The organism is Providencia sp. PROV200 (assembly GCF_049901995.1).
GTDB lineage: Bacteria > Pseudomonadota > Gammaproteobacteria > Enterobacterales > Enterobacteriaceae > Providencia > Providencia rettgeri_E.
Map to the genome: position 1 here is coordinate 3,951,222 of NZ_CP096307.1, position 20,582 is coordinate 3,971,803.

The 20,582-nt window shown below is 43.0% G+C and carries 20 protein-coding genes; 4 read left to right on the forward strand and 16 right to left on the reverse strand.

Features of this window, described 5'->3' with window-relative positions; translation table 11 throughout:
- Positions 1-4: 4 nt before the first annotated feature.
- Positions 5-1,498 (forward strand): malate dehydrogenase (quinone), encoded by a 1,494-nt coding sequence (gene mqo / locus M1E86_RS18250; RefSeq protein ID WP_125890694.1) that lies wholly within the window; start codon positions 5-7, stop codon positions 1,496-1,498.
- 44 nt (positions 1,499-1,542) lie between these two features.
- On the opposite strand, the gene cysQ is transcribed toward mqo, so the two are convergent.
- A complete protein-coding gene (gene cysQ / locus M1E86_RS18255) occupies positions 1,543-2,283 on the reverse strand; it encodes a 3'(2'),5'-bisphosphate nucleotidase CysQ (protein WP_213913379.1) in 741 nt (246 codons plus the stop codon).
- 124 nt (positions 2,284-2,407) lie between these two features.
- On the reverse strand, positions 2,408-3,028 hold the full coding sequence (locus tag M1E86_RS18260) for a peptidylprolyl isomerase (RefSeq protein WP_125890696.1): 621 nt from the start codon (positions 3,026-3,028) through the stop codon (positions 2,408-2,410).
- Between the two features lie 218 nt (positions 3,029-3,246).
- Between M1E86_RS18260 and M1E86_RS18265 the strand changes: the two genes are divergently transcribed.
- Complete coding sequence (locus M1E86_RS18265) at positions 3,247-3,846, forward strand: LysM-like peptidoglycan-binding domain-containing protein (RefSeq protein WP_125890697.1); 600 nt, start codon at positions 3,247-3,249, stop codon at positions 3,844-3,846.
- Between the two features lie 132 nt (positions 3,847-3,978).
- A complete protein-coding gene (locus M1E86_RS18270; RefSeq protein WP_213913380.1) occupies positions 3,979-4,728 on the forward strand; it encodes a CDP-diacylglycerol diphosphatase in 750 nt (249 codons plus the stop codon).
- A 90-nt stretch (positions 4,729-4,818) separates the two neighbouring features.
- On the opposite strand, the gene rplI is transcribed toward M1E86_RS18270, so the two are convergent.
- The 7 genes from rplI to nsrR form a co-directional block, all read right to left on the reverse strand.
- The gene (gene rplI, locus M1E86_RS18275) at positions 4,819-5,268 is read right to left on the reverse strand and encodes a 50S ribosomal protein L9 (protein ID WP_125890699.1); all 450 of its coding nucleotides are present in this window, start codon (positions 5,266-5,268) and stop codon (positions 4,819-4,821) included.
- A gap of 38 nt (positions 5,269-5,306) precedes the next feature.
- Complete coding sequence (rpsR, locus tag M1E86_RS18280) at positions 5,307-5,534, reverse strand: 30S ribosomal protein S18 (RefSeq protein ID WP_000135199.1); 228 nt, start codon at positions 5,532-5,534, stop codon at positions 5,307-5,309.
- 4 nt (positions 5,535-5,538) lie between these two features.
- Positions 5,539-5,856 carry a primosomal replication protein N gene (priB, locus tag M1E86_RS18285; RefSeq protein ID WP_125890700.1) on the reverse strand — a complete coding sequence of 106 codons (318 nt, stop codon included), beginning with the start codon at positions 5,854-5,856 and terminating at the stop codon, positions 5,539-5,541.
- An 8-nt stretch (positions 5,857-5,864) separates the two neighbouring features.
- A complete protein-coding gene (rpsF, locus tag M1E86_RS18290; protein WP_125890732.1) occupies positions 5,865-6,260 on the reverse strand; it encodes a 30S ribosomal protein S6 in 396 nt (131 codons plus the stop codon).
- Positions 6,261-6,416: 156 nt separating this feature from the next.
- Complete coding sequence (rlmB, locus tag M1E86_RS18295) at positions 6,417-7,166, reverse strand: 23S rRNA (guanosine(2251)-2'-O)-methyltransferase RlmB (protein ID WP_426099194.1); 750 nt, start codon at positions 7,164-7,166, stop codon at positions 6,417-6,419.
- Between the two features lie 88 nt (positions 7,167-7,254).
- Positions 7,255-9,717: a ribonuclease R gene (gene rnr / locus M1E86_RS18300; protein WP_213913381.1), complete on the reverse strand. Its 2,463-nt coding sequence runs from the start codon at positions 9,715-9,717 to the stop codon at positions 7,255-7,257.
- 42 nt (positions 9,718-9,759) lie between these two features.
- A complete protein-coding gene (gene nsrR, locus M1E86_RS18305; RefSeq protein ID WP_125890703.1) occupies positions 9,760-10,182 on the reverse strand; it encodes a nitric oxide-sensing transcriptional repressor NsrR in 423 nt (140 codons plus the stop codon).
- A 501-nt stretch (positions 10,183-10,683) separates the two neighbouring features.
- On the opposite strand from nsrR, the gene M1E86_RS18310 reads away from it, so the two are divergent.
- A complete protein-coding gene (locus tag M1E86_RS18310) occupies positions 10,684-11,886 on the forward strand; it encodes a mechanosensitive ion channel family protein (RefSeq protein ID WP_213913382.1) in 1,203 nt (400 codons plus the stop codon).
- A 106-nt stretch (positions 11,887-11,992) separates the two neighbouring features.
- Here the strand turns inward: M1E86_RS18310 and M1E86_RS18315 are convergent, their stop codons facing one another.
- The 7 genes from M1E86_RS18315 to mutL all read right to left on the reverse strand — a co-directional run bounded on the left by M1E86_RS18315 (position 11,993) and on the right by mutL (position 20,577).
- A complete protein-coding gene (locus tag M1E86_RS18315; RefSeq protein WP_125890705.1) occupies positions 11,993-13,291 on the reverse strand; it encodes an adenylosuccinate synthase in 1,299 nt (432 codons plus the stop codon).
- A 280-nt stretch (positions 13,292-13,571) separates the two neighbouring features.
- Positions 13,572-14,573 (reverse strand): protease modulator HflC, encoded by a 1,002-nt coding sequence (gene hflC / locus M1E86_RS18320; protein ID WP_109912137.1) that lies wholly within the window; start codon positions 14,571-14,573, stop codon positions 13,572-13,574.
- A 2-nt stretch (positions 14,574-14,575) separates the two neighbouring features.
- Positions 14,576-15,781: an FtsH protease activity modulator HflK gene (gene hflK, locus M1E86_RS18325; protein ID WP_125890706.1), complete on the reverse strand. Its 1,206-nt coding sequence runs from the start codon at positions 15,779-15,781 to the stop codon at positions 14,576-14,578.
- Positions 15,782-15,898: 117 nt separating this feature from the next.
- Entirely contained in the window at positions 15,899-17,179 is a 1,281-nt protein-coding gene (gene hflX, locus M1E86_RS18330) for a ribosome rescue GTPase HflX (RefSeq protein WP_213913383.1), read from the reverse strand.
- Positions 17,180-17,271: 92 nt separating this feature from the next.
- Positions 17,272-17,565 (reverse strand): RNA chaperone Hfq, encoded by a 294-nt coding sequence (gene hfq / locus M1E86_RS18335; RefSeq protein WP_102138247.1) that lies wholly within the window; start codon positions 17,563-17,565, stop codon positions 17,272-17,274.
- A 107-nt stretch (positions 17,566-17,672) separates the two neighbouring features.
- Positions 17,673-18,614: a tRNA (adenosine(37)-N6)-dimethylallyltransferase MiaA gene (gene miaA, locus M1E86_RS18340; RefSeq protein ID WP_125890708.1), complete on the reverse strand. Its 942-nt coding sequence runs from the start codon at positions 18,612-18,614 to the stop codon at positions 17,673-17,675.
- Positions 18,607-20,577: a DNA mismatch repair endonuclease MutL gene (mutL, locus tag M1E86_RS18345; protein ID WP_125890709.1), complete on the reverse strand. Its 1,971-nt coding sequence runs from the start codon at positions 20,575-20,577 to the stop codon at positions 18,607-18,609. Before mutL ends, miaA begins: the two co-directional genes overlap by 8 nt.
- Between the last annotated feature and the right edge of the window lie 5 nt (positions 20,578-20,582).

Below are 20,582 nucleotides of genomic sequence, written 5' to 3' on the forward strand. Positions count from 1 at the left end.
CATCATGAATAAACCGATTGCTGAAAATGTCGATATAGCCCTCATTGGCGCAGGGATCATGAGTGCAACACTGGGTACATTTCTCAAAGAACTTGAGCCATCACTGACGATCGCCGTTTTTGAAAGGCTAAACGACTGTGCTCAAGAAAGTTCCCACCCGTGGAACAATGCGGGAACAGGGCATGCTGCAAACTGTGAAATGAACTACACACCACCAAACCCAGATGGTACGGTGGATATTAGTAAAGCGCTTGAAGTTAATACAGAATTCGACCTCTCTCGCCAGCTCTGGTCTTACCTAGTCACCAAAGGAAAAATTAAAGATCCACGTGACTTTATTCACCCATGCCCACACATGAGCTTTGTTTGGGGTGAAGACAATGTAAAATTCTTAAAACAGCGCTACCAGCAGATGTCTGCTCACCACTGTTACCACAACATGGAATACAGTGATGATCCAAAACAGATCAACGAATGGGCGCCACTGATCATGGAAGGCCGCGACCCTAAAGAAGCAATTGCAGTCACCCGTGTTAATACAGGCGCTGATGTCGATTACGGTGCGCTAACGCATTTATTAATCGCACAATTAAGCGAACAATCCGGTTTTTCTATTCACTATAAACATGAAGTCATTGATGTTAAAAAAACCGCCGATGGCAGATGGAATATTGAAGTTAAAAACCTTCTGACCCATGAAAAAACGATCACTTCCGCAAAGTTTGTGTTCGTGGGTGCAGGTGGTCGGGCGATCGAGTTACTACAAAAATCGGGGATCCCAGAAGGAAAAGGGTATGGTGGGTTTCCCGTCAGTGGGATCTGGTTGCGATGCGATAACGAAGAAATTGCCTCTCGCCACCACGCTAAAGTTTATGGTAAAGCAGACAAAGGCTCACCACCAATGTCTGTTCCACACTTAGACACACGCATTATTGGGGGGAAACGCTCTCTCTTATTCGGGCCTTATGCCGGTTTTTCGAGTAAATTCCTTAAGCACGGCTCGTATTTAGACCTGTTTGAATCGGTGAAATTGAATAACCTTGAACCAATGCTTGCAGTAGCGAAAGATAACTGGTCACTTGCAGAATACTTAGTAGGCCAAGTCCTGCAAACATCTGCTCACCAATTTGCCATGCTGCAACAATTCTACCCAGAAGCTCAGCATGAGGATTGGAAAGAGGTGGTTGCAGGGCAACGAGTACAAATTATTAAACCTGACCATGATAAAAAAGGGGTCTTAGAGTTTGGTACAGAATTGATTACCAGTGCGGATAAATCATTTACGGTATTAATGGGCGCATCTCCGGGGGCATCGACAGCGGCATTTATTGCATTAAATGTATTAAAAACTTGTTTTGATGAGCAACTCAAGGCCGATGGCTGGGAAGCACGCTTAAAAGAGATCATTCCAACCTATGGAATTGATTTAAAAACGGATGCAAAAGCCTGTTTAGATATTCGTACTGCGACTGCTAAAGTTCTAAAACTAGATAATTAGTAACTAATTAGGTTGGGAAATAACTTCCCAACCTTTATTAAGGTTTAGAATAGAATCACCCGAAAGCCTGGGTTCAAAAAAGACTCCTTCGGTGTGTAATCAAGCGTTTTCCCATTCCAATCAACCACTTTAGCACCTGCAGCAATCGCAATCGCATGTCCAGCCGCGGTGTCCCAAATATTCGTCGGCCCAAAACGTGGATAAAGCTGCGCTTTTCCTTCTGCGACTAAACAGAACTTGAGTGAAGACCCAATTTCGACTGTTGTGTGTTCACCCATTTGTTTTAAATAATCCATTAATTCATTATCTTGATGGGAACGGCTAATAACAATAACCGGTGGTTTAGCATCATTTACATGAATAAGTTGCTTATGACCACCTTCTTCCTTCCATGCTTGATTGCCTTCAGCGTAATACAGCAACCCTTTGGCCGGGGCATATACCACCCCCATTATTGGCACACCATTCTCGATAAGTGCGATGTTAACCGTAAAATCCCCATTACGATTAATAAATTCTTTCGTTCCATCCAATGGGTCAATCAACCAATAACGTTGCCAATTCTGCCTAATTGGCCATTCTGGCGGGTCTTCCTCGGACAATTGCGGGATATCAGGAGCAATACGAGCAAGACCCGCAGTGATCACATTGTGGGCGGCAATATCAGCCTCGGTAACAGGCGAATTATCACTTTTGTGTTCAACCTGTAAAGGTTCTTGCGCATTATACGTTTCCATAACCGCATAACCCGCTTCTTGAGCTAATTCGCAAATTTGCTGTAGCATATTATTCACCTCTCTGATAACCCTTTACAGCAAGAGTAGCAATTGTGTGAAATTAACGCCATAAAAAAAGCCCCAAAGTCCAAAGACAATGAAGCTTTTTAGCTGTGAATTAAACTAACAGAAATTATAAAATTTCAAGTAATTCAACTTCAAATACTAATGTGCTGAATGGCGGGATTGATGCACCTGCGCCACGCTCACCATAAGCTAATTGATGAGGAATATATAATTCCCATTTAGAACCAACAGGCATCAGGGTCAATGCTTCAATCCAACCCGGAATAACACCGCTTACAGGAAACTCTGCTGGCTGCCCACGCTGTACTGAACTATCAAACACAGAGCCATCAATTAAACGGCCTGTATAGTGAACACGAACGCGATCTGTACGTGAAGGAATAGCACCATCACCTTGGTTAACGACTGAAAATTGTAAGCCAGACTCAGTCGTTGAAACACCATCACGCTTTTGGTTTTCATCTAGGAATTTTTGGCCTTCTTCCGCTAATGCTGCCTGACGCTCAACACGAACGGCATCTGCACGCTCATGAATTTCACGCAGTGCTTTATGCAATGTTTCAACAGGCACTGATGGCATATTGCCTTCTAAAGCGTCAACGAGGCCGGCTAAAATTGCATTTGGCACTAAACCTTCTAGCCCTGACTCTAATAATTGCTGCCCAACCTGTAGACCTATGCCATAACTCGCTTGAGCTTCTACCGAATCGAAATTTTGGTTTGCCATGAAAACACCCATATGATTTTGAGAAAAACCAAGAATAGCAGCCCCATCCTTATGGGTAAACCCAAACAATGAATCTAAAGAATAAAACTGATTGATTCCCTACAAATTTATTCAGTGTTCTCTGAAAAATTCAGCCAAACGCTAAAAATGTCTAAAAAGGGTGCTAGTATGCGTATAAATACAGCCTAATTTACTCATTGCCTCATCAAGGAGGAGTGATGCTTAAACTTTCAAAATTTCATCGCTATGGCATTGCACTGCTCGCCCTAATTGTTGTGGTCGCTTTCTTTTGGCCTGCTAGCGATAAGTCCCCTAGCGATATTGTCCAAAACCAGCCTATTGTCATTCCTCCACCCACAGCTCCTGAGGTCATGCCTGAACCTACGGTTACACCACCAATACCTGAACCAGTACCGGCACCTGAAGGTAATCCCCCACTTTTACCTACTGAGCCTGAAATTATCCCAGAGCCTATTGAGCCTGAGCCCAATCAGCCTCCGGCGGTGACTTCACCAGAGAACACGCCAGAGCCCAAAGCTCCCCGTCCTTCCGCTAATGAATGGCAAAGCTACCAAGTACAAAAAGGGAAAACGCTTGCGCAACTGTTCCGCGATAATAACTTACAAGCCAATGACGCTTTTATTATGGCTCGCGTTGAAGGTGCCGAAAAACCACTGAGTAATTTGCGCCAAGGGCAAAAAATTCGTTTAAAGGCGAACAAAAAAGGTGAAATTCAATTGCTAGAAACAACGGCATCTGATGGGAAAACATATAGTTTCGCGCGGTTAAGTGATGGCAGTTACTACCGGACTCCGTAGTCATTTTAGGGTGGCTTGCGTCAGAGCTGCCCTAAAACTTTGTCTGAATCATCGCTATATGTATTGATTTTTACCTAGCAACGAATAACAAATATTGTCTTTCACTACAATGCTAGGTAACTGAAAATTATTATGTTAATAAAAAAATGGATTAACGCTTTTTTAGGTACTGTTTTATTATTACTTACCGCTATTATTGGCTATATTTCATGGGTTAAACTCAATTCAAATGCACTTTGGAACATGATAAATGAACAATGTATACCACCGCAGCAATCTGCACTATCTTGTCTAAAAGTCGATAGAGATCAACAGTATGTGCTGTTTAAAGATAAAAAAGGGCCATTACACAACTTAATTATCCCAATGGAAAAAATCACAGGGATAGAATCCGCACGATTACTTGAGCGAAATATACCAGACTATTTTGATATTGCTTGGCAAGAACGGAAAAGCGTGTCGTCACAAGCGAACATCTCAATTTCTGATAATTTACTCGCTGTTGCAGTGAATTCCCAATATGGCCGCTCCCAAGACCAACTGCATATCCATATTGCGTGTTTGAAACCTGAAGTTAGTCAACAACTTAATCAAGTTTCATCGGAGATAACAACCGGCTGGGCTAAGTTGTCAACTGAACTGATCGGCCATCACTATTTAGCCAAGAAACTCCAAAAATCCCCTGCCAAATTCGATAATGCATTTAATCAGCTCAATGAATACGTTGTAAAACATCATGATGAAATGGGCAATTATGGCCTAGCGATGGTGCAGCTGAAAGACGGTTCAAAGGTGCTGCTCGCAAACCGTTTTAGCATATGGGATTTGAATTTAGGTTCAGCGGGGGAATTACTCGACTACGAATGCTTGGCAAATCAATAAACTAAATACCAGAAAACAAAAAACACCGGACTTAGCCGGTGTTTTTATTTGCACCATGGATAACCCAATGATGCATATCATCATTATTGATTACTCAGCAACGATGATAACGTTCAGCTCTGCGAAAACATCGCTGTGTAACTGGAAGTGAACTTCATGGTCACCAGTAGTACGCAGAACGCCGTTTGGCAGGCGAACTTCGCTTTTCGCAACTTGAACGCCAGCCGCAGTAATTGCGTCAGCGATGTCACGAGTACCGATTGAACCGAACAGTTTACCTTCGTCACCAGCTTTAGAAGCTAAAGTCACAGAACCCAGAGCAGTAACAGCTGCTGCACGAGCCTGTGCTGCTGCTAGAACTTCAGCTAATTTAGCTTCCAGTTCAGCGCGGCGTGCTTCGAAGAATTCGATGTTTTTCTTAGTCGCAGGAACAGCTTTGCCCTGTGGAACTAAGAAGTTACGAGCATAGCCCGATTTAACGTTAACCTGATCACCCAGGCTACCTAGGTTAGCTACTTTATCAAGCAGAATAACTTGCATTACCTTATCCTCTATTAGTCGTTAATGGACTGTACCAATTACTGATGACGATCAGTATATGGTAACAGAGACAGGTAGCGAGCGCGCTTGATAGCACGAGCGAGCTGACGCTGATATTTTGCACGAGTACCAGTGATACGGCTTGGTACAATTTTACCACTTTCAGTGATGTAGTTTTTCAGCGTTGCGATATCTTTATAGTCGATCTCTTGAACGCCTTCCGCTGTGAAACGGCAGAACTTGCGACGACGGAAATAACGTGCCATATGGCTAGTCTCCAGAATCTATCAAATCAATCTGCTCGGCATGGAGGACTATCTTGCTGACCCCATTACGCCCTTGATGGGTACTAATGAAACCGCTTACTGTAATCCAACTGCCGACCGTTATACTGTGAGTATGGGCTTGTAAGGTTTGTCCGCTGGCAATAATGGGCATTCTGCACCATGCTTGCCTAGACAACCCCGCTTCCTGTTGTTGTGAACGATGTTCTAAAACAAACTGGCAGTGAGGAATGCCTGACGGACTCACTTTTCGAATCAATGCTTTACAGACTGTGCCTGTCAGCACCAAACGATTAGTGGTCACCTGCGCAATTACTCTTCAGAATCCCCAGCTTCTTCAGCTTCTTCTTCCTGATATTCATCAGACATGTCACGGCCACGACGTTCGTCTTTGGCTTTGACCATTGGAGAAGCTTCAGTTACTGCGTGTTTTAAGCGCATAACCATGCTGCGGATAACGGCATCGTTGAAGCGGAAGTTAGTTTCCAGCTCATCAATCGCTTCCTGTGGAGCTTCTACGTTCAGAAGAACATAGTGTGCTTTGTGCAGTTTGTTGATTGGGTAAGCCAGTTGACGACGGCCCCAGTCTTCCAGACGGTGGATCTGACCTTGTGCGTTAGTGATAACAGCACTGTAACGCTCGATCATGCCCGGAACCTGTTCGCTTTGGTCAGGATGGACCATAAAAACGATTTCGTAATGACGCATTAGTAGTTGCTCCTTACGGATTATTAGCCTCCTGTCTGGGTTAACCGCGGCCCGCGGAGGCAAGGAACTTGTTGAGTGCGGCTAAAAAATTGACGCGTAACTATACCCATCCCTGAGATAAAACTCAAGAGATGGATACCGTTTTACACTAAAATATTATTTTTCTGCGGAAACCGATAAGCGTTGACGCACGGCTTCAAATAAACAAACCCCTGTCGCCACTGACACATTCAATGATGACACCGAGCCTGCCATAGGAATACTGATTAACTCATCACAATGTTCACGCGTTAAACGACGCATACCTTCGCCTTCAGCCCCCATCACTAGCGCTATCGGGCCCGTTAGTTTGCTTTGATATACGTTATGGTCAGCTTCACCTGCCGTTCCCACAATCCATACATTATATTCTTGTAGTAAACGCAATGTCCTTGCCAGATTCGTCACGCGAATAAGAGGAACATTTTCTGCCGCACCACAAGCCACTTTTTTCGCGGTCGCATTGAGCTGGGCAGATTTATCTTTCGGGACAATCACAGCATGAACACCTGCTGCGTCAGCACTACGTAAGCACGCACCTAAGTTATGTGGATCTGTCACGCCGTCCAATACCAATAAAAATGGCGAGGGTGTGCTTTCCAGCAAATCAGGCAAGTCACCTTCTTGATATTGTTTTCCCGGTAATACTTTCGCAATAATACCTTGGTGAACTGCGCCTTCGGTTTGGCTATCCATCCATTGACGATTTGCCACTTGAACGACAATCCCTAGCGCTTCAATTTCGTGCACCAGCGGCATTAAGCGGCGATCTTCACGGCCTTTTATAATATAGACTTCTTTAATGCGTTGCGGTGAACGCTCAAGTAAGGCTTTCACTGCGTGAATGCCATAAATCATTTCGCTCATAAATTTCTTATTTATTAATATAAATAGTAAAGTGGCGAATTAACGCCACTTTGGTTAATAACTGTGGTTAATAACTACAGCAAAAACATTATCCCTCTTGTTTTTGGGATTTTTTTGCAACGCGTTTAGCTTTTAATTTTGCTGTAATTTTACGTGTTTTATCAGAGGGCTTTTTGCCTTTTCCTTTCGTCTCTGATTTGGCCTCGGCTTTTTTTCCTTTTTTCTCGGAACGACGAAATGCAGAATCAGGCTCGAAGTTTTTATCTTTGCTCACATCGGATTTTCGACGAGCAGAACGTGTCGCATTTTTTACTTCTTGCTTCATTTTGTCCCGAGCAGTTTTGCCTGGGTTTTTCGCTTTACGGGTGGTTGAAATTAATGCGAAATCAATGGTGCGCTCATCCATATGCACCGCTTCAACGCGAATTTCAACTTCATCACCAAGACGGTAAGTCGTACCTGATGATTCACCAATTAAACGCTGACCAACTGCATCATAACGGTAGTAGTCATTATCCAACGTTGAAATATGCACTAAACCATCAATAAATAAATCATTAAGGCGCACAAAGAAGCCAAAACCGGTCACACTGGTAATTAAACCTGTAAAGGTTTGGCCAACTTGGTCTTGCATAAAATCACATTTCAGCCAGTCAGCCACATCACGCGTCGCTTCATCAGCACGGCGTTCAGTCATTGAACAGTGCTCACCCAGCTGTAACATGCTGTCCATGTCTGAATGCCAACCACCGGTTTCTGTCCAGCGCTTATCTCCATGGCCATGCTCTTTAGCCAGCAAATATTTTATTCCACGGTGTAACGTCAGGTCAGGGTAACGACGAATTGGCGATGTAAAGTGAGCATACGATTTCAAGCCTAAACCAAAGTGACCGCGGTTTTCAGGATCATAAATCGCTTGCTTCATCGAACGTAAAATCATGGTTTGCAGTAATTCATGATCGGGGCGTTCAGCCACTTCATTCATGACTTGCGCATAATCTTTTGGTTCTGGCTTCATTCCGCCCGGCAGAGTCAGACCTAATTCACTGAATACTGAGCGTAAATTCATCACGCTTTCTTCTTTAGGGCGGTCATGCACACGGTACAACGCAGGCTCTTCGTTTTTCTCAACAAACCGAGCCGCTGCAATGTTAGCTAAAATCATGCATTCTTCAATCAATTTATGTGCATCATTTCGCTCTACAGGTTCGATACTTTCAATACGGCGTTCTGCGTTAAAAATGAATTTCGCTTCTTCGGATTCAAAAGAAATCGCACCACGTTCAATACGTGCAGCATCAAGTGCTTTATATAATTGATGCAAATGCTCAATATGTGGCACTAATGTTTTATAGTGCTCACGCAGTTCTTCGTCTCCTTCCAAGATTTTCCATACTTTTGTATAGGTTAACCTTGCATGCGAATTCATAACCGCTTCATAAAACTTATATGAAGAAAGCTTCCCGGAAGCCGACACCGTCATTTCACATACCATACATAGGCGGTCAACACCTGGGTTAAGTGAGCACAGGCCGTTCGATAGGACTTCCGGTAGCATAGGAACAACTTGAGATGGGAAATATACCGAGTTACCACGGCTACGGGCTTCTGTATCCAGTGCCGTTTGCTGGCGAACATAATAGCTTACATCTGCAATCGCAACCCATAAGCGCCATCCCCCACCTTTTTTCGGTGCGCAGTGAACGGCGTCATCAAAGTCGCGAGCATCTTCACCATCGATAGTTACCAATGGTAGATCGCGTAAATCCATACGCCCTTTTTTCGCAGACTCAGGGACATGCTCACTCAGGTCAGCGACTTGCTTTTCAACCTGTGGTGGCCATGAATGTGGGATTTCATGAGTACGTAAAGCGATTTCAACCGCCATACCCGTTCCCATGGTTTCGCCTAATACTTCAATGATATTCCCCACCGCTTGAGAACGACGCTGTGGACGAGTCACTAACTCTACAACTACAACATTCCCCATGCGAGCACCACAAATGCGGTCTTTTGGGATCAAAATATCAAAGCTTAAACGGCTATCATCCGGTACGACAAACCCCATACCCGATTCGATAAAATAGCGACCAACAATTTGGTTATTCCGTGGTTCTAATACACGAACAACCCGAACTTCTGTACGTCCTTTACGATCTTGCCCATAAGGTTGCGCAAGAATAACATCGCCATGCAGGGCGCGTTTCATTTCATCTTGAGATAAATAGTAATCTTCTTTTTTACCATCGACGCGCAGGAAGCCGTAGCCATCACGGTGGCCAATGACTTTCCCTTTTAATAAGTCTAAACGCTCCGGTAATGCATAACACTGACGGCGAGTAAAAACTAATTGCCCATCACGTTCCATCGCTCTTAGTCGACGGCGTAAGGCTTCTAATTCATCTTCTGTCGATAAATTTAATAACTGTGCGATTTCTTCGCGATTGGCAGGCGCTGTACGTTTAGAGATAAGATCAAGAATATATTCTCGACTTGGAATTGGGGACTCGTATTTTTCTGCTTCTCTTTCCTGAAAAGGATCTTGTGACATCGTTACCTCCGTTGTCATCAGAATTCATAACTACCGCAAATGCTAATCGAGCAGTAGTTGATAGAGCGGGCTGTTGTCTTTCACCATGTCCGCCAGCGTGTATTGATCAAGTTCTTGTAAAAACTGCTGTATTGCTTGGTGTAGCACACCTTTTAAACGACACGCAGGTGTAATGTGGCAAAACTCGCCACTACAATTAACAAGGGTTAGGGGCTCTAGTGATCTAACGACATCCCCTATACGGATAGATTCTGCTGGTTGGCCTAGTGTGATCCCGCCATTTTTGCCTCGAGTGGCTTTAATATAACCAAGATGACTGAGCTGATTAATAATCTTAACCATATGATTACGAGAGACACCATAAACTTCAGTGACTTCTGTGATACTGGTCATTTTCCCTTCTGGGAGAGATGCCAAATAGATCAACGCACGTAATCCATAGTCTGTAAAACTTGTTAGCTGCACAATCACCTCAAAATTTTTTGGCTAAGCCAATCGCTATCTCATCATATCTGTCTTAATAATCTCAAATTATAGACAAATTACTTTCTATCTTTTTGTCTTAGGCCAATATTTAGGAACAAGATAGTGAAATTTACTGAGACTAATTTCGCCTCAATTTGACATCACAAGATAGCATTTTATTAGCGTTTAGCTTATCTACTCTACAAAGAAAAAGCAGTTCTATCATGGAGTAACCAGATGACCTGTTACCGTTATAGGGTATTTATTGCTCAACCTTTCTGCTATACATTTACAACAAATAATATCAAAGAACAATCGAACACATAATAGCACATATTTTTTGGCGACTCGTGTTTCTTGAGCTTACTCCTCTTTATCTATACTGTTTAAAAAGGTTTATAAAGAAATAGCCACTGACTTATCACTTTTAACATCAAATCTTTTTATTTGATTCGCTATACAATAAAGAGCCAGTATCATAAAGAGGTGACTTAGGGTAATATGGAACAAATCATTGAAATATATAATGATATATCAGAAAACACTTTCTTAATGGCCTCTTTTCTAGTCATCATATTGCTATTAACGTGGTTTGTAGGAAAAGTCATTTTTTTACGGGTTGCGAGAAGGTTATTACCATTATTCACGAATTTAAGTGACGATGAGTTAATTGATGGTATTGCTCGAAAAATTGCATCGATCGTCGCGGTAACGCTTGTACTTTATATCAACCAGATGCTGCCTTCCCTTTCTGATGAAGTAAACATTACGTTTAAAACTATCTGTTGGGCACTGATTATTATTAATGTTGCCGCATTAGTAAACGATGGCTTAGATGTGTTTATTATCCGTCAGTCAAAAAAAATATTACATCGTAATAATTCGATAAAAGGCTATATCGAAATAGCGAAAATTATTGTTTGGATAATTTCCTTTATCTTAATTATTGCGCTGATGACCGAACAGTCCCCGATCATTATTATTTCCAGCTTCGGTGCTATCGCTGCGGTATTAATGTTTGTATTTCAGCACACGCTATTATCGTTTGTAGCCAATATATTAGTATCAAATGGAAAAGTGTTAAAACTGTATGATTGGATTGAGCTCCCAAGCAGTAATATCAGTGGTGAAGTCATCGATATCGCGCTACATACTATTACGGTTAGAAATTGGGATAACACCATTTCACGCATTCCAACTAAAGATTTTTTGACTGAAAAATATACCAACTGGCAGCCCATGTTTTCCTCAGGAGGCCGCCGCATCAAACGGAGCTTTTATATTGATCAATCGTCAATTTCCTTTGCGACAGAAGATCTCTTTAATGAATTAAAAAATACCCCTCCCTTACGTCAAAGCATAGAAAGCATGTTAGAAGAACGAAGTGAAATTGAGGATATAAATGAATGGATGATAAATAATGGTGTCACTAACCTACAGCTGTTTAGAAAATACATTCTGAATTGGATAAAGCTGCGTGGCGATGTCAGAACGGATATGTATTTGGTGATACGGACAATGCCACCGACACCAAATGGATTACCTGTTGAAATTTATTGTTTTACACGCTCAACCACTTGGGTTGATTATGAAGAGGTTCAATCCGAAATTTTTGAGTATGTTAATGCATCTGCCAACTACTTTAAGCTACGAATTTATCAACACCCAGCAGGAAGTGATCTCGCTAATTTAAAATACCATTAGCCGATAACAAAAAACACCGAACAAATCGGTGTTTTTTCATCTAATTAAAATACTTGCTAATACATACTATGAGCAGGCTACTAGCAGTACCTAATCAGCCATTAGGCTATACGTCAAACGGGTCACGTAGAACCATGGTTTCTGAACGATCTGGGCCCGTTGAAATAATATCAACTGGAATACCCGTTAGTTCTTCAACGCGTTTGATGTAATCCAGAGCGGCCTGTGGCAATAATTCTCTTTGTTTCACACCAAAAGTCGTTTCTTTCCAACCTGGCATTGATTCATAAACTGGCTCTAAACCATCCCACTCATCTGCAGCTAAAGGAGTTGTTTCAAGCACTTTGCCATCTGGACGACGGTAACCTACGCAAATTTTAACTTCTTCTAAACCGTCTAAAACATCCAGTTTAGTCATGCAGAAACCTGACAGTGAGTTAATTTGCACTGCTCGATTGATCGCAACGATATCTAACCAACCAGTACGACGTTTACGGCCTGTAGTTGCACCAAATTCTTGGCCTTTTTCACGCAGGAATTCACCCACTTCGTCAAACAGTTCAGTTGGGAATGGACCTGCACCAACACGTGTTGAGTAAGCTTTGATGATACCCAATACGTAGTTGACATAACGAGGACCTAAGCCAGAACCTGTCGCCACACCGCCAGCAGTCGTATTTGAAGAGGTTACATAAGGATACGTACCGTGGTCGATATCTAATAATGTCCCTTGTGCGCCTTCAAACATCACGAATTCATTCTTCTGACTTGCTTTATAGAGCAGATCAGAAACATCAATGACCATGCCAGTCAGGATATCAGCCACAGCCATGATATCATCTAACGTTTTTTGGTAATCTACAGCAGGTTCTTTATAGTAATGAACAAGTTGGAAGTTATGGTATTCAACGATTTCTTTTAATTTTTCTGCGAACGTTGCTTTATCGAATAAATCACCAACGCGTAAACCACGACGAGCAACTTTATCTTCATAAGCAGGACCAATACCACGACCTGTTGTTCCAATCGCTTTGGAACCACGTGCTTTTTCACGCGCATTATCTAGTGCGATATGATAAGGCAGGATCAGTGGGCATGCTTCAGAAAGACGTAAACGTTCCCGAACAGGAACACCGCGGTCTTCCAATTCTTTCATCTCTTTCATTAATGCGTCTGGCGCTAAAACGACGCCATTAGCAATAATACTGATGACATTTTCACGAAGAATACCGGATGGAATTAAGTGGAGAACGGTTTTTTCACCGTTTACAACAAGAGTATGGCCAGCATTATGGCCGCCCTGATAGCGAACTACGTATTTAGCACGCTCTGTCAGCAAGTCAACGATCTTGCCCTTCCCTTCGTCACCCCATTGGGTGCCCAGTACGACAACGTTCTTACCCATTTTGAAATACACTCGGTTGCTTAAAAATGAATTCTACCATCAAAAATGAACTGTTCCAGTGATATTTTGGCAATACAAAAATTTTTTTCTGGAAAGCAAGTAAAATGGTATTTTTTATTTCTGCCGTAAACTCAAAATGAATGCCATCAGTTGAGCAGCTCAAATTTTCCCTGAAAAATCCTACACTTAAAACGACAGGCGAAAAAAAGCCCACCGAAGCGGGCTTTTCTTTAATAGATTAACAGTTATTTTGCTAGGTTGCACGCAACTTAACTTGTTATTAATCTGTCGCGCGAAGCTTAGTTGGCGCCTTCATAAAGCGGAAGAAGTCAGTGTCTGGACTCATGACCATCACGTCGTCACCACTCTTAAAGCTCTGTTCATAAGCACGTAAGCTACGAATAAACGCATAGAACTCTGGGTCTTGGTTAAATGCATCAGCAAACAGTTTTGTTGCCATTGCATCACCTTCACCTCGGTAAGTCAGCGCGGTACGTTCAGCTTCAGCCAACGTTTCTGTTACTGTTTTATCTGCAACAGCGCGGATTTTCGTTGCTTCTTCTTGACCTTGTGAACGGTGCTGACGTGCAACTGCTTCACGCTCTGCACGCATACGCGCATAGATAGCCTCAGAAACTTCGTTTGGCAGTTCGATACGTTTAATACGCACGTCAACAACTTCAATACCTAACGCCGCCATACTGTTTGCATTCACAACCAGTGGCTTCAGGTTCGTTTCTTCTTCAACACGTTTTGCGGCATCTGCAATCGCTGCATCTGCTTCTTTGGTCGCGTCGTCGGTTGCAGTACCTTTGTTCAAGGCATCACGGACATCGATAGTCAAACGACCACGTGAGTCAGTAATGATATCTTTCACGCTTAAGCGACCAAACTCAGAACGTAAACGGTCACTAAATTTACGTTTTAATAGGGTTTCCGCTTGGAATGGGTTACCGCCCCCCGTCGCTACATAGTAGCGACTGAAATCAGTCACACGCCATTTCAGGTAGGAGTCCACCATTAAGTCTTTGTTCTCACTTGTCAGATAGCGGTCGGCTTGAATTTCAAGAGTCTGAATACGTGCATCCAACATTTTCACAGTTTCAATAAATGGAACTTTGAAATGCAGACCCGGCTCATAAATGATCGGCTTGTTTTCAGAATCACGCAGAACCTTACCAAAACGTAAGACAATGCCACGATCAGTTTGAGGAACAATAAAGATAGATGCGTATGCAACTGCCAAAATGGCCAGAACGATAACAATTAGCGATTTACGCATGATTATTGTCTCCCTACTCTAACTGCATCACCACGAACAGCACTGTTTGGCTGAGCGGATGTTGCGCCATTAGATGACGCGTTATTATTTGGCGTCGCCATTCTGGCTGATGGACTGACTTTCGGTGCTGACGTCGCGTTCGTATTAGCGCCACGCATGATTTGATCAAGCGGCAGCACTAACATGCTGTTGCTCTTATCATTTGCAATTACTTTACGTGTATTACCTAATACGCGTTCCATCGTTTCGATATACAGACGCTCACGGGTAATCTCAGGTGCAGCACGATATTCAGGCAACATTTTTGCAAAGCTTGCCACCTCACCCTCTGCTTTGAAGACCACACTAGCTTTATAAGCTTCAGCTTCTTCAATTAAGCGTTGTGCATTACCTTTTGCCAGAGGAAGAACTTCATTTCGATAAGCATGTGCTTCACGAATGGTTTTTTGTTCTTCTTCCCTTGCTGCAATTACATCATCAAACGCTGCTTTAACATCTTCAGGTGGACGAGCCGCTTGGAAGTTGACGTCAAGCAGGGTGATCCCCATCTTGTATGGCGCAATTGTTGCTTCGAGCTCTTTTTGTGTAACATCACGGATAAAAGCACGATTCGTAGTCAATACTTGCTCCATTGCAGATTGACCAATTACACCACGCACAGCACTATCTAGCGCCTGACGCAGGCTATTGTCTGGGTTTGTGACACTAAATAAATATTGTGCAGGATCTGTAACACGATACTGAACGTTCATTTCAACGCGGATCACGTTTTCATCTGACGTTAGCATCATGCCATTTGTCGCTTGCTCACGCACAGTTTCCACGTTGACAGGGATGACCCTATCAATGAAGGTTGGTTTCCAGTTCAAACCAGGCCCAACAACACCACTGTATTCACCAAAACGCAATACTACGCCACGGTCACTTTCTTTGATGGTGTAGAAGCCAGAACCTGCCCATACAACAACGATAGCAGCAAGAGCTAACATACCTAAACGGCCGCTGATTTGTGATGGTTGTTTATTATCACCATCACCACCGCCGCCTTTGTTTCCACCAAGCTTGCTGCCTAGTTTACGAAAGAGATCGTCGAGATCATAAGCCCCACGTTTTCGACCACCTTTGTTCCCGCCAGAGTTGCCGCCTTTATTGCCGCTTCCCCACGGATCGCGGTCTTGTCCGTCATTACCGGGCTGATTCCACGCCATGTTTTAGCTCCATTCTTTATGATTGATTTTCAGGGCTAAGAGCGATAGGGCTCTTAATATCAATTCCATTGCCTAACTATATTATTAATGGCCAAAGCATTATAAAAACCAAAGCAACTAAATAACGTAGTCAGGTAATTGCTGCTCTTGTTTGCACAGACGTCGCCAATCCACCATTGGCATACGCACCTCAAGGCCAATTGAGCCGTCCTCTTCCAGCCATTCACGTTCGATTGACTGAAGTTGATAGAAACGGCTACGTAAACGACCTTCATTCGGCGGTAAACGCAATTCAACATGTGCGATTTCACCTGAAAGACGTTCCGTCAATGCCTGCAGCAACAATGGGATACCATCGCCCGTTTGTGCTGAAACCCAGACACGAACCGGCTTGTTATCCTCATCTCTGTCAATACGCGGGACAAACCCCTCCAGCATATCGACTTTGTTCATCACTAAAAGTGTTGGTATTTCATCCGCTTCGATCTCTTCTAATACGCTTTCAACTGCATGAATATTCTCATCCAAGCGATTATCAGCTGCATCAATAACATGTAGCAATAACGTTGCTTCACGTGTTTCTTGCAGGGTTGCTTTAAAAGCAGCAACCAAATCATGAGGTAAATGACGAATAAAACCCACAGTATCTGCAAGCACTACAACACCCACATCTTCTACATCAATACGACGAAGCGTTGGGTCAAGTGTTGCAAATAACTGATCAGCAGCATAAACATCAGCGGCCGTCATGCGGTTAAACAAGCTTGACTTACCAGCATTGGTATAACCGACAAGCGAAATGGTCGGGATATCGGCCTTACTTCTCGCTTGACGTCCTTGTTCACGCTGTTTTTCCACCCGACTAAGACGAGATAAAATTTGTTTAATTTTATCCCTTAATAGCCGGCGGTCGGTTTCAAGTTGAGTTTCACCGGGACCTCGTAAGCCAATCCCGCCTTTTTGTCGCTCTAGGTGCGTCCATCCCCTCACTAAGCGAGTCGATAAATGCCTTAACTGAGCTAATTCAACTTGAAGCTTACCTTCGTGTGTACGTGCGCGTTGAGCAAAAATATCTAAAATTACCCCTGTACGGTCAACCACCTTACATTGGCAAATCCTTTCGAGATTACGTTCTTGAGCAGGGCTTAGAGTATGATTAAACAGCACCACATCTGCACCACTTTCCTCAACAGCTTGGGCAATTTCTTCTGCTTTACCTTCCCCAACAAAAAACTTTGGATGAGGAGCTTTACGACTGCCCGTGACTATTTGTACTGGTTTCACGCCAGCAGATGTCACAAGTGACTCAAATTCCGCTAGATTATCAACGTCTTTCTCTTGAGAAAAAAAGACATGGACCAATACAGCTAGTTCACCGCCTTCATACCTATCAAACAAGGTGTAACCTCTTAGGCTAAACAATTATTGCAAAGGAAAAACACAGGTACAGTCTCCCTACCCATGCTTTCCTTGTCTTTTAGCGTACAAACTTACTCAGTTACTTCGCCATCTTGCGCTGCTGGGTTACCTGACTGGTAATTACCATTACCTGTGCTACCAGTAGTGCCGCTATGATGAGAAACAGGGCGAGCAGGGACAACAGTCGAGATAGCGTGCTTATAAACCATCTGGCTAACTGTGTTTTTTAATAAAATAACAAATTGGTCAAAAGACTCAATTTGCCCCTGCAATTTGATGCCATTAACGAGATAAATAGAGACCGGAACCCTTTCACGACGTAATGCGTTCAGGAACGGATCTTGCAAAGATTGCCCCTTAGCCATTCTATGTTTTCCTTATTTTGTTGTTTTTAAAAGAGAATCTTTTAGATTCCAAAAAGTAACTACTCAAAAATTGCGCTTAACGTTCTAATTGTACACAAACATCAGTCCTATGCACGCATAACCTGCATAACGGTGCTAAGCGCTTGCTGTGGTTGTTCACTATCTAGCCAATGAACATTCTCCCAGCCTCTTAACCAGGTAATTTGACGTTTTGCCAATTGGCGAGTTGCACAAATTCCCCGATAAATCATATCATCATGGCTAATTTCACCATCCAAATATGACCACATTTGCCGATACCCCACACAACGAATTGAAGGGAGATCAACATGTAAATCATTTCGTTGATGCAATTTGCGAACTTCTTCTTCAAAGCCCGCCGCTATCATCAGATGAAAACGTTGTTCTATGCGCTCATGTAAAATTTTACGATCTTGTGGCGCAATAGCAAACTGAAACACATTATAAGGCAATTCTTCCCCGGCTGTTTGTATCATTTCAGTCAAAGTTTGTCCCGAAATGAGATATACCTCTAAAGCACGGGATAATCTTTGTGGATCGTTAGGGTGGATCCTTGCAGCTGCAACTGGGTCAACCTCAGTAAGACGGCGATGAATTTCCCCCCACCCTTGCTCTTTCGCAATGTGTTCAATTTCAGCACGCACAGTTGGATCCGCTGAAGGAAGTGGCGAAAGTCCTTCTAACAAAGCTTTAAAATACAACATTGTGCCGCCAACTAATAATGGAATTTTACCTTGCGAAGTAATTTCGGCCATGGCATTTAATGCGTCATGGCGGAAATCAGCAGCACTGTATGGTAGAGACGGATCGAGAATATCAATCAGACGATGGGGAGCTTGGCTGAGTTCTTCTGCTGTTGGTTTTGCTGTGCCGATATTCATCCCTCGGTAAATTAATGCCGAATCGACACTAATAATTTCCACAGGCAAATGCTTGCGAAGTTCTATCGCCAAAGCGGTTTTACCTGAGGCCGTTGGACCCATTAGGAATATTGCATCAGGTTTTTTTTGAGTTGCTAAATCACTCATTTGTTAGTGTAGCTACCACGGATTGTAAATTAATTAATTGTAATAATGTTGGTGGGGGATTTTTCACCCACTGCGGACACACCCGCTCAACATCTGCCAGCAACTGAATAGCCTGTGCTAAACTCCAACTTTCTTCTGTTTTAACCTGTGAAACAGCTTTAGCAAGCCATTGTGCTATCTCTTCGTCAGTTACACTTTCTTTTCCCGATAAAAAACCGAGTAATTCAGAAAAAAGCTGTGATAAATTTTGTGTTCTTAATGGTAACGATACCGTATGAATTGTGACTTTTCCATGTAATATCGTGGCTTCGATACCAAATATTGTCAATTGTTCCTTGTACCGCTGTAAAACCTCTATTTCATCATTTTTAAGTGACACTTTTAGAGGTATTAATAATGGTTGGGGCTTTAAGGCTCCACCACTCGGTGATAACTGTGACAATTTCAATAAATAATTAGCTTCCGTTAAGGATAACAGGATTAGCCCTAACGAAGACTCAATTAATGCAAAGTTTTTTGCGTAAATTGTCAATACTTTGCCAAAAAGGTAGTTATCCGCATTTTTTGCTACAGGTTGTGAGGATATTTGCGGTGAACTGATTGGGTTACGTTCAGGAAAAAGCGGTTTTTTATCTTCAGGAGCAACAGGAATAGACATTAAGCTCTGATACAGTTCACCGGCTTTTTTGTCATAAGTTGAACCAAACGCTTTTGCTGGTACATTTTCTGAAAAACCTGACGTTGATTTCGGCGAAGAGAAGGCGTGATTTACCGCATTGTCCATTAAGTGACTAGCTTGTTTATTCGATGTCTTAGACTCTTGAGCGGTATTTTCGATTCGCGTATGGTTTTCTGTCTTAAATTGCTTAGGAGCCACGCTAGGAGAAGAAAAATAGTTTTCCCCCGCAGAAGGCCGATTTTCCAGCTCTGCATTTACTGGTTCAATACCCGGAAGCTCATCAATAGATGCGGCTTCTAATAATACTGTTCGTACCGCTTGATAAATAAAATCATGTACCAGACGAGCTTGGTGAAAACGAACCTCATGTTTTGCTGGGTGTACGTTAACATCAACTTGTTTTGGGTCAATGGTCAGATACAAAACATAAGCAGGCTGCTGGTTTTCGTCTAAATGCCCTTCATAAGCTTGGCGAATAGCATGATTAATCAGGCGGTCACGCATCATACGGCCATTAACATAGCAATATTGTGTTTCACTACCCGACGTCATTGATGGAGAAACGACCCACCCTTTGATTGCAAGATCGCTATGTTCCCAAGACAACGCTAAAGCGCCTTGTATGAAGCCTGTTCCACAAATCGTGCCAAGCCGCCTTTCTTGCTGCGCCTCATCATGGGCGGCACGATATTGTTTTACCAATTTGCCATTGTGAGTCAGGTTGATAGCCACATCAGGGCGAGAAAGCGCAATTCGGCGAACAATTTCATCAATGTGCCCAAACTCGGTTTTTTCTGTGCGCATAAATTTACGGCGAGCTGGCGTATTATAGAATAAATCTAATACCTCAACTGTTGTGCCGTTGGGGTGGGCAGCAGGTTTAACCATCACATCCATATCCCGACCTTCGGCATAGGATTGCCATGCTTCTGTCTGGTCTGCGGGCTTTGATGTCAACGTTAAACGTGAAACAGAACTGATACTCGCGAGTGCTTCACCGCGAAACCCCATACTCATAATGGCTTCAAGGTCATCCAATGTGGCAATTTTACTGGTCGCATGGCGAGCTAAAGCCAGAATCAGTTCATCTTTACTGATTCCACAGCCATTATCACGAATACGGATCAGTTTTTCTCCGCCACGTTCAATATCGATATCAATACGCGTTGCCCCTGCATCAAGACTGTTTTCTACGAGCTCTTTAACCACTGACGCAGGCCTTTCAACCACCTCGCCCGCTGCAATTTGGTTGGCAAGTTGTGGGGAGAGAATATGTATTGCCATGTCTC

What these genes read in the sequence shown, in the direction of transcription:
- mqo (WP_125890694.1), top strand. Translation starts at nt 5, where the DNA reads ATGAATAAACCGATTGCTGAAAATGTCGATATAGCCCTCATTGGCGCA.
- cysQ (WP_213913379.1), bottom strand. Translation starts at nt 2,283, where the DNA reads ATGCTACAGCAAATTTGCGAATTAGCTCAAGAAGCGGGTTATGCGGTT.
- M1E86_RS18260 (WP_125890696.1), bottom strand. Translation starts at nt 3,028, where the DNA reads ATGGCAAACCAAAATTTCGATTCGGTAGAAGCTCAAGCGAGTTATGGC.
- M1E86_RS18265 (WP_125890697.1), top strand. Translation starts at nt 3,247, where the DNA reads ATGCTTAAACTTTCAAAATTTCATCGCTATGGCATTGCACTGCTCGCC.
- M1E86_RS18270 (WP_213913380.1), top strand. Translation starts at nt 3,979, where the DNA reads ATGTTAATAAAAAAATGGATTAACGCTTTTTTAGGTACTGTTTTATTA.
- rplI (WP_125890699.1), bottom strand. Translation starts at nt 5,268, where the DNA reads ATGCAAGTTATTCTGCTTGATAAAGTAGCTAACCTAGGTAGCCTGGGT.
- rpsR (WP_000135199.1), bottom strand. Translation starts at nt 5,534, where the DNA reads ATGGCACGTTATTTCCGTCGTCGCAAGTTCTGCCGTTTCACAGCGGAA.
- rpsF (WP_125890732.1), bottom strand. Translation starts at nt 6,260, where the DNA reads ATGCGTCATTACGAAATCGTTTTTATGGTCCATCCTGACCAAAGCGAA.
- rlmB (WP_426099194.1), bottom strand. Translation starts at nt 7,166, where the DNA reads ATGAGCGAAATGATTTATGGCATTCACGCAGTGAAAGCCTTACTTGAG.
- rnr (WP_213913381.1), bottom strand. Translation starts at nt 9,717, where the DNA reads ATGTCACAAGATCCTTTTCAGGAAAGAGAAGCAGAAAAATACGAGTCC.
- M1E86_RS18310 (WP_213913382.1), top strand. Translation starts at nt 10,684, where the DNA reads ATGGAACAAATCATTGAAATATATAATGATATATCAGAAAACACTTTC.
- M1E86_RS18315 (WP_125890705.1), bottom strand. Translation starts at nt 13,291, where the DNA reads ATGGGTAAGAACGTTGTCGTACTGGGCACCCAATGGGGTGACGAAGGG.
- hflC (WP_109912137.1), bottom strand. Translation starts at nt 14,573, where the DNA reads ATGCGTAAATCGCTAATTGTTATCGTTCTGGCCATTTTGGCAGTTGCA.
- hflK (WP_125890706.1), bottom strand. Translation starts at nt 15,781, where the DNA reads ATGGCGTGGAATCAGCCCGGTAATGACGGACAAGACCGCGATCCGTGG.
- hfq (WP_102138247.1), bottom strand. Translation starts at nt 17,565, where the DNA reads ATGGCTAAGGGGCAATCTTTGCAAGATCCGTTCCTGAACGCATTACGT.
- miaA (WP_125890708.1), bottom strand. Translation starts at nt 18,614, where the DNA reads ATGAGTGATTTAGCAACTCAAAAAAAACCTGATGCAATATTCCTAATG.
- mutL (WP_125890709.1), bottom strand. Translation starts at nt 20,577, where the DNA reads ATGGCAATACATATTCTCTCCCCACAACTTGCCAACCAAATTGCAGCG.